At 35.3% G+C, this 12,213-nt stretch carries 8 protein-coding genes and 3 pseudogenes (1 of these 11 running past the window's edge); 3 read left to right on the top strand and 8 right to left on the bottom strand.

All coding sequences use genetic code 11. The features are described 5' to 3' along the window. Positions 1-1,059, top strand: a 1,059-nt coding sequence (locus L647_RS0108015) for an ISAs1 family transposase (protein ID WP_024610393.1), incomplete at its 5' end; no start/stop codon positions are given. Here L647_RS0108015 and L647_RS0108010 read toward each other — a convergent pair. The 4 genes from L647_RS0108010 to L647_RS0107995 all read right to left on the bottom strand — a co-directional run bounded on the left by L647_RS0108010 (position 1,054) and on the right by L647_RS0107995 (position 4,367). After that, positions 1,054-1,455, bottom strand: coding sequence for a hypothetical protein (locus L647_RS0108010; protein WP_024610692.1), 402 nt, complete (start codon positions 1,453-1,455; stop codon positions 1,054-1,056). The genes L647_RS0108015 and L647_RS0108010 overlap by 6 nt on opposite strands. A gap of 159 nt (positions 1,456-1,614) precedes the next feature. Further along, a complete protein-coding gene (locus L647_RS0108005; RefSeq protein ID WP_024610691.1) occupies positions 1,615-2,433 on the bottom strand; it encodes an alpha-ketoglutarate-dependent dioxygenase AlkB in 819 nt (272 codons plus the stop codon). A 50-nt stretch (positions 2,434-2,483) separates the two neighbouring features. Further along, on the bottom strand, positions 2,484-3,713 hold the full coding sequence (locus tag L647_RS0108000) for a hypothetical protein (protein WP_024610690.1): 1,230 nt from the start codon (positions 3,711-3,713) through the stop codon (positions 2,484-2,486). A gap of 96 nt (positions 3,714-3,809) precedes the next feature. Next, complete coding sequence (locus L647_RS0107995; RefSeq protein WP_024610689.1) at positions 3,810-4,367, bottom strand: hypothetical protein; 558 nt, start codon at positions 4,365-4,367, stop codon at positions 3,810-3,812. A 1,139-nt stretch (positions 4,368-5,506) separates the two neighbouring features. Between L647_RS0107995 and L647_RS01000000123860 the strand changes: the two are divergent. After that, positions 5,507-6,405, top strand: a pseudogene (locus tag L647_RS01000000123860) (IS3 family transposase); the annotation flags it as partial. Positions 6,406-6,724: 319 nt separating this feature from the next. On the opposite strand, the gene L647_RS0107985 reads toward L647_RS01000000123860, so the two are convergent. The 4 genes and pseudogenes from L647_RS0107985 to L647_RS0107970 form a co-directional block, all read right to left on the bottom strand. Beyond that, positions 6,725-7,201: a GreA/GreB family elongation factor gene (locus tag L647_RS0107985; protein ID WP_024610688.1), complete on the bottom strand. Its 477-nt coding sequence runs from the start codon at positions 7,199-7,201 to the stop codon at positions 6,725-6,727. A gap of 248 nt (positions 7,202-7,449) precedes the next feature. Next, a pseudogene (gene secF / locus L647_RS01000000123855) lies at positions 7,450-8,290 on the bottom strand (protein translocase subunit SecF). Between the two features lie 40 nt (positions 8,291-8,330). Beyond that, positions 8,331-10,169, bottom strand: a complete 1,839-nt coding sequence (gene secD / locus L647_RS0107975) for a protein translocase subunit SecD (protein ID WP_024610687.1) — start codon at positions 10,167-10,169, stop codon at positions 8,331-8,333. A gap of 140 nt (positions 10,170-10,309) precedes the next feature. Further along, positions 10,310-10,771 (bottom strand): hypothetical protein, encoded by a 462-nt coding sequence (locus tag L647_RS0107970; protein WP_024610686.1) that lies wholly within the window; start codon positions 10,769-10,771, stop codon positions 10,310-10,312. Positions 10,772-10,929: 158 nt separating this feature from the next. Here L647_RS0107970 and L647_RS01000000123850 point away from each other — a divergent pair. Beyond that, a pseudogene (locus L647_RS01000000123850) lies at positions 10,930-12,213 on the top strand (ABC transporter ATP-binding protein/permease); it runs 461 nt beyond the window's last position.

The following is a 12,213-nucleotide window of genomic DNA, read 5'->3' as shown; positions in this document are numbered from 1 at the left end:
AAAGTGGTTCATAAACTATTTGATATCATATTCTTAGCCGTCAGCGCTGTTGTGTCTGGATGCCAAGGCTGGGAAGATATTGAAGATTTTGGTCATGATAGATTAGATTGGCTCAGGAAATATGTTCCCCTAGAGCAAGGTATTCCTCGTCATGACACAATTGCCCGCGTACTAAGCCGTATCGATATGACGCAATTTCAAGATTCTTTTTCTTCTTGGATGAAAGCATGCACTAAGTTAACCCAGGGCGATGTCGTAGCTATTGATGGTAAATGCTTAAAAGGCTCATTTAATCAGTCAGATAGGCGCGATGCACTTTATATGGTCAGTGCGTTTTCATGCGAAAATGGTGTCGTTTTAGCGCAATGTCCTGTTGATAAAAAGTCGAATGAAATAACAGCGTTACCAACACTTCTTGAGTTACTTGAGATAAAAGGGTGCTTAGTCACAATTGACGCCATGGGGTGTCAAAAATCAATTGCAGAAAAAATAGTGAGCAAAGAAGCTAATTACCTTCTTGCAGTGAAGGCAAATCATAAAGGACTCCTGTCGCAAATAGAGGGGGCTTTATTACCGGAGATAACACGACAAGCGTCTGAAGGGATTTTGTTTAATGAAGCAGATTATCAAAAAAACAGAGAGGAGTTTAGGTGTTGTGCAGTGCGTCATGATGTAAGTGATTTATCAGAAACGATACACTGGGAAGGTGCAAAGACGGTGGGTGTTATTGTTTCCTACAGAAAGGAAAAAGGTAAAGTAAGCAATGAGTTATGTTATAGGTACTATATCAGTTCAGCATATTTAACGGCGGAAGAATTGGCAAGGTCAGCGCGGCAACATTGGCAAATAGAGAACGGATTACATTGGCGTTTAGACGTAGGATTTAAAGAAGATGAGTGCCGAATTAGGCGCGAAGGTGCAGCGCCAGTATTTGCAGGGCTGAGGCATATCGCATTTAATCAATTAAAGGCTGAAACCAGTTTTAGTAAAGGTATGCCAGCAAAGCAGAAGAAAGCGATGCGCAGTACAGCTTATCTTGAAAAGGTATTGAATTTATAGTGTTTTTTCATGCTTTTGCCCTGCTCGATAAGTTGATATTATACCTGAACCACTATGCTTATGAAGTGCAGTAAAAGCGCTATAGCTAGGCTTATAAGATACAGAGTAGCTCATATTTAATTGCGAACCATAGTTACCACAGCAATTAGAACTAACAGATGCATCTTGGTTTATAATTTTAAAATCTTCTAATTTATAAGTTTTAGCAAAAGCTAGTAACTGTTCCGTTTTTTCTTGGTATATAGCACCTACATCAACATCTTCAGAAGATTTTATATTTTCCATGTAATTAAGTGACGCAATATCTCTTACTTTACATGTTTCCTCTGTCGCTGAATCGGCTGCAAATACTAATGATGGGGCTGTAATAAGCAGTATAGATAGAAGGGTTTTCATAATGACATCCTATGTAATTAAATTTCCATTATTAAATCTTAAATGTAAGATTTAATTATTGCCTGTAACACTATTTTTAATCAATCGGCTGCATTTTATCAGTAACTATTTTTCTATTCAACTTGTTAAATATTTACTAACTATAATTAAAAAATTAATTTAATAGTTCTTTTTATTCATGTTTTTTGGTACTAAAGTATCTGAAGCACTAAATGTATAATTAAGACTGGGGTAAATGAAATTCTTATCTTTATTCTCTTCACCTTTTAATTTAAAAAAATCTTTTTTTTGCTGTTCGTCAGCTAACTCCAATAAACTTCCATTAGGAAAATAAGGCTTCCCATCTTCGAAATTAATATAAGTTTTCGAACGCCTAAAAGTAATACCTAACCATCTATTATCTAACTCTTCACTATTTTTAGTAGAATTATTTTCTAAAATTATTTTATGCAAAAATCTTGAATTTGTTTCAAGAGAAAATAAAACAACTGAATTATGACCAAGTGTAATTTTACACTCTTCATTTGTTTCTTTATTTTTAACAATAAGCTTTCTTGTTGTTTTATCTGATAATTTTTCAGGGTTTTCGTAGCACGAAAATATGGCTATAAATGAATCTTTATCTAAATCTAAATCTAAAGATTGATCAGAATGAAATTTCATTGTCCTATAGTTACTATCATACACTTCAATTAGAGCATTATTAAAATCAAAAGAAATTGAGTTTTTTAACTTAAGTGCTACAGTATTTCTATCAATAAAATCCATCAAATAATGTTGATAAAAAGAAAAACTGTGTGCCGGTACATTATAACTTGTAGTAGTCCTAACAATAGGAACTCCTCTATCACCTACCAAAACTAAGGTATTCCCTAGTCTTCCCGTTCCTGTGGTAATAAAATCAACTGAATTAAATAGCTCAAAAAATATATTTTTTTCGAGAGGTAGTATTATTTTATAAAATTCATTTTTTTCCATACTTAGTAGACCTATATTAGATTCTTCATAACCGATTAAATATTTTTTTATCAAAAAATAGGCTTTTTATAATCCCCCGAATTCATACTGAAAAGAATATTCCCATAATTTACAATACTTTCGGTTCTATTTTCTTTGTAATACGAATCGCGTAAATCATGCATTGTTTCTTTCGTCATATCTTCAAGTTTTATTAATTCATCACCTTCTTTGATAAAAACACCTTTCTCGGTATAAATTGCCTCTAAGTTCGAGCTACGAACAACATAACCAAGTCGGGTTGGAATTTTATCTATATTTAGAACTGAAGGTCTAATTTCATGTGTGTATAACCGATTAGTGGAAAGTGGGATCAAAAATGCAGAATTTGGATATAAAGTTACGCTAAATTCCTTTTTTAATGAATCATCATCTACTGTCTTTTTTAGTTTAAAATGGAGTCTTGTGAGTGCACTTGATTTTTTATAGCACCAATCAAATCTATCTACTTTAGAGACGGTTAAATTTTCAAAATGAGTTTTATCGTAAAAAGTACAAAAAGCGATTAACGCATTTTTAGGCATGTCTTTTGTTTTGTCTGAATGTGCTTTTATTTTTGCTTTAACATCCTTAGGGTTACCTTCACCTTTAGATTTATTCTCATAAATTTGTGCCAAAACATGATTAAGTTGAGTGTGATTTTCAAAATCAAACTGAGCGACATGATTGAGTAAATCGACAATGCTATGATCTGCTTTACGAAAGTTATCAGTCGCGCCAGTTAAATTACTTGAGCATCTTAAAAGACGAAAATGAAGTTCTTCTTTATTCCCAGAGAGTTTTTTGACAATATTTGTTAAATATATCCCCTTTCTAAGAGCTTTCGATGGTTTATTTGACTCTGTTAAATTTTGAAAATGATGCTCAGATTTAATCTGACCAAAGCAATCGTCTCCAGTAAATAAGTGCCGATAATAAACACCTACACCATGAATATTTATAGGAACTTCACCAAGCTCAACCAAGCGATAAAGGCTACCAGCTAGATTATCGTAATTAAAAGACAACTCTTTAATAATTAAGATTGCGTGTTTACTAGGTTTTATTTGTTTAATGTCTCCAATAGCATATACACAAATAAACTCATTACTCTCTAAAATTTCGGAAATACCCGTAACGACCTGCCCCGAAAAGTTACTAAGCAAATATTCAAGAGACTCTGCGCTATTAGTTTCATTGCATAAATTTAGAAGTATGTTTTTATTGTAAGATATTCTATTTCCGGCGCTTAATTCATTCATAATTTATAATAAACGTCCTATAAAAAAGCCTCAAACAATTGAGTTTGAGGCTATCCTCATTAAAATTTAATTTAGTATAAATTTTAATGAGGTATTTTAATCTTTGTTGATTTCTATTAATTGTGCACCTGTGTACTCACCATCAGTGAATTCAAATACTAGATTAGTTATAGAGGCATGATTAATTGTATCGTCTTCGTATATACGTCGAATATTAGAATAAAAATGATTAAGTTCTTCTTCTGATGCATTAGCATTTACTGCAAAAATTAAAGTTCTTTTCGGTATAGCAACATGAAGTTTATCAGTTTCTAATAATTTACCTGCCTGCAATAAAAAGTCTTTATTTAAAATTTGTTCTGAAGAAAAATCATCTCCAGATGCAGATACAACATTTTCTTCAGCTTTTACCCACTTTGCGTCTAAAGAAGTAAGGTTAGAAAGCGCATCAGAATAAAACTCATCTAAATCGTCTGTTTTTTCTTTTTTAGTAATAAACATATAACTGTGTTGCATATTATGACCGTAAGCAATTACAGGCATCGGAGCTCTATCTACATCTAAAAAGTTTTGATGAACTGCATGCTCTTTACCTATCCAGTCATATGCTTTTAGGATAGGAAATATTATTTTCTCTTCAATACTCGTAGACATTATGGTCCCTCTTAATATAAGTATTTTTTAAGGCTATAAGATTTTATTTAGTCGCTAAAAAATAATTAATAGTACAACCTAGTTTTAAGGAAGCAAAATGAACATTATTTTAAACTAAAATGGGATGTGAAATAATCGAGTAAACCAATTCCATTTGGCAGTTACAATAATACACAAATAAGTTTGACAAAAACCTGACTTAAAAACAAGTATAAAATTAACAATTTGGCTTATACTTGTTATAAAACTAATTTTTAATTAACACAATTTGTATTAGTGAGTATGTATCAGATCGACAAAAAGATTACTTAAATAAATGTTACAACTAGCTTTAATGTATTGATCATAAACTAAGATTTGCCGATCTTTGTAGTACATACATCAATCAATCAATCAATCAATCAATTCACATTAATAGCCACATCATTTTAAATGCAAAAGCCAGCATTGAATAATAGTTTCGTTCAAGCTTTTCATACCTTGTGACTACCCCACTATATTGCTTGATACGGCCAAAAACACTCTCATCTAAGTAACTACATTTGTACATGCATCAGTCAATATCTTCATTATCCACTAAACTGTTATCCTTGCGTTGAATGAAGGTTGTAGCATTATTATCACGAATAAACTCTGCTATTTTTCAATATCATAGCCTTAACACTACTTGTTGAACAATTGAGTACGAGTGACTCTCCGTGAACGATATCATGTGTATTTCTACACGATAATTCATAGTAAACAGGTAACCCTCTACTCTCTAAAGCAAGATGTCTTTTCATAAAATTTCCATCTCGACTTTTCCTATTAATTTATTGTAAGAGCTTCTTTAGCCGCTACTATGTGGTGAACCCTGACAATACTCGCGTCAATAAAGACCTAACCCATATCAGTATAGTGAGATGAATCACGAAATAATTCGTCGCACTATATCTTTTTTGATAATAAATTAAACCGTCTATAGATAGCACTCTACGAGCTGAAATAAGACGGTAAATCTCGCCAACGCATTGTTCTGGTCTAATTCCATTAGAAACTTAATTTTGAGACATTAACGTCAATAAATTAAGGAAATAACATGAGTTTAAAAAAAATCACACAAAAGCTATCCTCAAGATTTTAAAGATGAAGCCGTTTTAATGATAACAGAGCAAGGTTATAGTGTTGCCCAAGCAGCTAAGTCTCTCGGTGTCGCTACCAATTTGCTCAGTTCCTAGTGGCTTTACTTTGTCGCATGATGCAGGTAGGTTAATCCAGTAATTATCACTGGATTAAGCGCCCTGCAACAGTTATAAGTTTGAATACGTTAAAGTTATTCAAACGTATCCGGCGACTTTTTGAAAAGAGTCGAGGTAGCTTAGGTAGCTGTGAAATAGTTAAAAAACTACGTAAAGAAGGCTATCAATTTGGTCGCTACCTTGTCCGTAAAATTTATGCCTACGCCTGAGAGTGACTCAGCGCGTGGCTTACAAGGTTGCAACAAGGCGTAAGGACTCAGATTCTGTCGCAGATAACTTGCTGAATCAGATTCAACCCAATTGCTCCTAATCAGGTTTGTGCTGACGATGTGACCTACTAAAAAACAGGTGGGGGCTGGATGTATTTGGTTGTGGTGATGGATTTATATTCAAGGCGTATCGTAGGTTGGCATATCGATAAACGCATGATGATGGACTTGATAGGTAAGGCATTAATAAAAAACTATAATCTGCGGCAGCCACCGTATGGGCTTGTTTTTCACTGCGATTGTGGTTTACAGCATATTAGTCAGCAATTTCGTAAATTGCTGTTGAGTTATGACATAAGAGCAAGCATAAGAGATGCAAGTGCATGTTGGAATAACGCTGTTGTAAAACGCTTTTTTGGCTGTTTAAAATATGACTGGCTGTACAAAGTTAATCAGGCAACGAGAGCGTTTATGAAGCAAGGTATAGTCGCTTATATCAAGTATTACAATTCAGAGCGACTGCATTCAGCAAATGATGATTTATCACCTGTGGACTTTGAAAATTCTAAACTGAAAGTATCCAGTTTGGGTTTACCAGAACATACCTTTAAGAAAGTCAAATTGACATTTAATAAGTGTTTGATATATTTAACTTTGATTCGAAAGTACATTAGCGGCATTAAGATAATATTAAAAATCGTCACTATATAATAGCTAATATCATAATAAAAAATATATACGAATTACCGCTAAAAACCAAAGCGCTGTTTATATACAGTTCAATTAAAAGTTAGATTAGGTCGGATAAGTAGCGAAGCCATACCATCCGACATATAATTTATGGGTATAGGTGGGAGCTTATTACGTTAGTATGGTTCTGTAGCAGGCGCTTCTCTTAAAAACCAAAGCTTTATAAAATTTCTACCACCACGTATTCGTGGATTTTACCTGCGATTGTTAACGTAATTTCATCATCACATTGTTTGTTTAATAACTGCTTACCCATTGGTGCGCCTGGTGTTACAACGGCAATTGCGTGCTCTTTAACATTTACTGTTAATCCACCTGCTGCTGGGCCTAAATAAAACCATTTTTGGGCTGCTTTATCATCTTCTAAACATACAAGCGACCCGACTATTATTTTGTCGGTTGGTTTTTCGTTAAAGGCAGGTTCGAACAATTCTATGCTTTTATAGCAATCGTTTACGCGCTGGGCTTGACCTTGTGCTAAATAAGCGGCTTCGAGCCCTAAGGTATCGTATTTATTTTCAGCTATGTTTTCTTCATGTGTGGCTGTGTCGTGCGCAGTTTTTGCCGCTACTTTTGCTGTTGTAAGCTGCGCTTCTAACGCAAAACGAAGGTGTTCTATAACGTGGGCTTTATTCATGGGGTTAATATAATACTGGCAGTAAAAATAAGGCGATTAGTTTAACATTTTTGCAGGGCTTAAAACCATTATTTTAAGCCCTGCACATTTGTTGGAGGTTGGGTGACTGGTTGCTGTTGTTATTGAATAGTTATTGAATAGCTATTGAGTAGTTATTGGGTGCTTTTTAAGCTCCAATCAAGTAATTAAAAATAAAGAGCTGCATATTTATTGGTTGAAAAACCACTCTTTACTTATTAATTCTCGTTTTATGGCATATCCATTAATGTTTGGGTTTTTACGTCTACTTTTACTTCGTAGTTTTTTGCACTTAACCCCATTAATTCAGGTAATGTTGCCGCTATACAAATAGATGAAAACGTACCTACTACAATGCCTGTAAACAAGGCTATAGCAAACCCTTGTAATGGCGCACCAGCTAAAAGCCAAACACTTGCAACTGTAGCAAGGGTTGTACNTGGCAGGTGATACGTTTGCGTTAGACTTTACTCGCAGTAACTCACGCACTCTGTCGCCTACAATAATAGAGTCATTGAGTGAATAACCAATAATGGCTAGTAAACTTGCAAGTACGGTTAAGTTAAACTCAAGTTGTAACAATGAGAACAAACCAAGTATTAGTACTAAATCGTGTACTAGTGCAACCACTGAGCCAACAGCTAGGCGCCATTCAAAACGCACTGCAAGGTAAAGCATTACCGCAATCATGGCGGCAAACATAGCTAAACACCCTTGGTCAAATAATTCATCCCCTACTTGCGAGCCGATATAAGCTGATGATAATACGGTTGCGTCTATATCAGTGTTTTGCGTTACTGCGCTTTGCCAGTCGCTACTATTATTGACTGATGATTTATTTGCACTAGGTGCCTCTCTTAATTGAAAGTGGTTATTACCTTGGCTGGTTAATTCAAAATCACCGTTATGATTTTTAGCAATAAACTGCTCTAGGTTTTTAAGCTCTACGCTTTGACTGGTAGTAAACTCTGTTAAGTAGCCACCCGTAAAATCTAGACCAAAATTAAGACCTTTTTGAGTCAGTGTAAATACCGATAGCAGTACAAGAGTGGCGCTTAATACTAAGCCCATAAAACGCAAACGAGTGCCCTTTTCGCCTTTTAAAAAATAATTAAGCATTTGCACTTACTCCACTTTTTTTACCAAATTTTAAATACAATGTCTGACTCAATACTTTTGATACATATACACCGGTGAACACACTGGTTAATAGCCCTAGCGCTAAGGTAATAGCAAAGCCTTTTACTGGTCCGTAGCCTATTCCATATAAAATAAGCGCGGTGATCATGGTGGTTATATTGGCATCAAATATTGTATTTGCTGCTTGTTTATAGCCCTCTTGAATTGCTTGATACGGACCTCGTCCTCTTCGTCGTTCTTCTTTAATACGTTCAAATATAATTACGTTTGTATCTACTGCCATGCCTATGGTTAGTACTAAACCGGCAATGCCTGGCAGTGTTAAAACTACACCTGGTAATAAAGACATTAGCCCTACAAGTGACGTTAAATTTAATATAAGTGCAACGTTTGCAATAAGACCAAGGCGTTTATACCACATAGCCATAAACGCAAGTGTAATACCCAATCCCAGCATAAGTGCAGCTAAACCATTACTGATGTTTTCGCTTCCTAAACTTGGACCAATGGTTTGTTCGTGAACAATAGTGACAGGTGNAGTAAGCGAGCCCGCTCTTAGCAATAAAGCAAGATCAGCAGCCGCTTGTGTGCTTTTCATATTGGTAATACTAAAGCGAGAACTTAAATGCTGAGCAATGTTAGCTACATTTATTACTTCACTTTTTTTAACTACTTCGCCTTTGGCATTTTGAGAATACTCAGAGTAAACGGTTGCCATTGGCTTACCAATATTAGCTTTAGAAAAAGTAGACATTGCGTCGCCGCCCTGCCCATCAAGGCTTAACTGCACAAGCGGCTTGCCCCAATCATCGCGACCAAGGTTCGCGTTATTAATATGATCACCGGTAAAAATAGGCACAGGGTCGAGCTTTATAGTCCCGCCCGATTGCATATTAAAAGTTTGCCCGCCAATTTCTTTTAATTGGTAAAAACCAAGTGATGCCGTTGCACCAATAATACGTTTTGCTTCGGTAGGATCTTGCACACCAGGTAACTCAATACGAATACGTTGTTTACCTTGGCGCTGCGTTACGGCTTCGGTAATGCCAAGTTCTTCAATTCGTGAACGAAGCGTTGTAAGCGTTTGCCCCATTACTTCTTTATCGAACGCGCTACGTCCTTTTTCTGAGTAATTAAATTGTACAATGCTTACATTACCGTTACTGCTTTTGGTTGTGGTTAAGTTAGAAAAGCGGCTATTTATTTCATCTACAACTGCACTTAATTTGTCACTTGTGCCATCTAATGCATTTATTTCAAAGCCATGCTGGGTTTGCTGTGCTTTTACACCATGTGCCTTTTGTTTAATGATGATTGATTTTGCTTGCTGATACGCACTTACTAATTGTTCATCAACTGCTTTTTCAAGATCTACATCAAGTACAAATAACACACCCCCATTTAAATCAAGCCCTAGCTTAATTGGTGAAAGACCAATATTTTGTAACCATAACGGGCTTGTTGCATGCTCAACAATTTTAACTTGCACAGTAGGAAATTGTGCTTTTATATCAGCTTGTGCCTGAGCACTTTTTGTTGGCTCATTAAGTAACACATTAATTGATGATTGATCATCAAGCCCTTGCGCTACGGTTAAGCCGTTATCGTTTAAAAACGACACTAGTTTATTTGTACTTGGAAGTGTTTGATTTTCGCTATGCGGTGCCGCACTAATATTCAACCACGATTTGTTTGGATATAAGTTTGGTAATGCGCTTATAGCAAGTAAAACCAGCACAACAAGCATGGCTATATAACTTAACTTAAATTTTGCCGTTAACGGCTTTTTGGTATTTTTTACGTTTAACATGTCTAATCCTTACTACCCACTAAATAGTGAGTAACATGCCTGTTTATGTATTTTATTTAGGTGTACATAAATCAAGGCACAATTAATTTACAGGCTTGAGCTCTAACTAAGCAAAAACCAATTAAAATTAAATAGGAAAATTAAGCGTGGTAAGTCGTTACCGCTGTATAAAGTAAGTTGGCGTCTTTCCAACCACTTAGCCGTGACTTTTTACTTTTTGAAACAAGGGTATACCAAGGCTTGGGTTTATTTACTGGTTGCGACTGTAAATATATTTGCTCGGTAATAGTGTGTGCAAAAAATTCAAATATCACATCATACTGAGGTTCGCTTTGCTCGTTATATAAGAACAATGATGAATTATTTGCAGTAAACCTAGGCTGATGCGCCCAATAATCAGTTTGATGATTTTTTTTATGTTGTCCATCACTCATTTTTTTTACAACTAATGGCGCTTTGGTTAAATCAACAAAACTGGTAGGAGAAATTTGTGAGACTGTATCAAGATTCAAATCGTATTTAACACTCGCAGCTTCGCTTTGAACACTAAAAAGTGCAGCAATAAGCAAAAAAGCAGTTAAAAAAACGCGAAATTTAAACATTAATTTAAAATCTTAAATAAGGATTGAGTAGTATATAAGGGCATCTATTTAAAATACAATGAATTATTAATAAATAAGTCTACGTTTAACAAAAAATAACTTAAACATGGCTTAAGTAAAATAATAACTTTCATATAAAGTAAAAACTGAGATACGTAATGCGCTCCAGACAAACCTCCACAAAAAACCCAGATGCTATGAACCTACGTCAAAGTGTAAAAACGCTTTGGCCCTACCTTACAAAGTTTAAGGGCAGAGTATTTATAGCGTTAATAGCATTGATTGGTGCTAAAGGTGCCACTTTGTTAATGCCCTGGGCACTTAAAGAAATTATAGACTCGGTTGATAAGTCGATTAACCCACTTTTAGTTATCCCCGTTTTATTATTATTGATGTACGGTGCTCTACGTTTTGCTAGCGTGTTTTTAGGTGAAATAAGAGATGCTGTATTTTCTCGCGTTACCGAACACGCCATGCGTGATATTGGTTTAAAGGTATTTAAGCATTTACATTCGCTTGAGCTTGCCTTTCATTTAGACAGGCAAACTGGTGGTATAAGCCGTGATATAGAGCGCGGAACTAGCGGGTTAAGCTTTTTAATGCGCTTTTTAATGTTTAATATTGTGCCTACCTTATTTGAAATACTAACTGTCGCTATTATTTTTGGCACGTTGTTTTCTGTTTGGTTTGCGCTAGTAACGCTTCTTGCTGTGGCTATATACATTACTTTTACAGTTACGGTAACTCAGTGGCGTAACCGCTTTATTAGAGAAGCAAATGCTGCCGATAATCAAAGTAATACCCGTGCAATTGACAGTTTACTGAATTATGAAACTGTAAAATATTTTAATAACGAAGAATTTGAAGCAAGCACTTACGACACCTTTTTAGCACAATGGGAAAAAGCTCGTTTAAAAAATAGAATGTCGTTACTTGCGCTCAACTCAGGCCAAGCACTTATTATTGCTTGTGCTATTACGGCTTTAATGTGGCTTGGTGCAAGCGAAGTGGTTACCGGTGAGCTTTCTATTGGTGAGCTTGTGATGATTAACGCATATATGATTCAGTTGTTTTTACCGCTCAATTTTTTAGGCTTTGTATATCGCGAAATAAGACGCGCCCTTACCGACCTTGAAAACATGCTTGGGCTACTTAATAAAAAACCACTTATTACTGATTCATCAACCGCTAAAGTGTTACATATTCAACATGGTGAAATTGCATTTAAAAATGTAAGTTTTAGTTACGATGTGCATCGCCCTATTCTTAATAATCTTAGCTTTAGTGTTAAAGCAGGCAGTAAAGTAGCCATCGTTGGCGCCAGTGGTGCTGGTAAAAGTTCGTTAGCGCGACTGCTTTATCGTTTTTATGATACAAACGCTGGTGAAATTAGTATTGATAACCAAGCTATAAATAACGTAACACTTCAGAGCCTTCGACAA

The organism is Pseudoalteromonas sp. TB64, assembly GCF_000498095.1.
Lineage (GTDB): Bacteria > Pseudomonadota > Gammaproteobacteria > Enterobacterales > Alteromonadaceae > Pseudoalteromonas.
The sequence above is the reverse complement of the archived record's forward strand: the minus strand, read 5'-3'. Positions and strand labels throughout refer to the sequence as shown.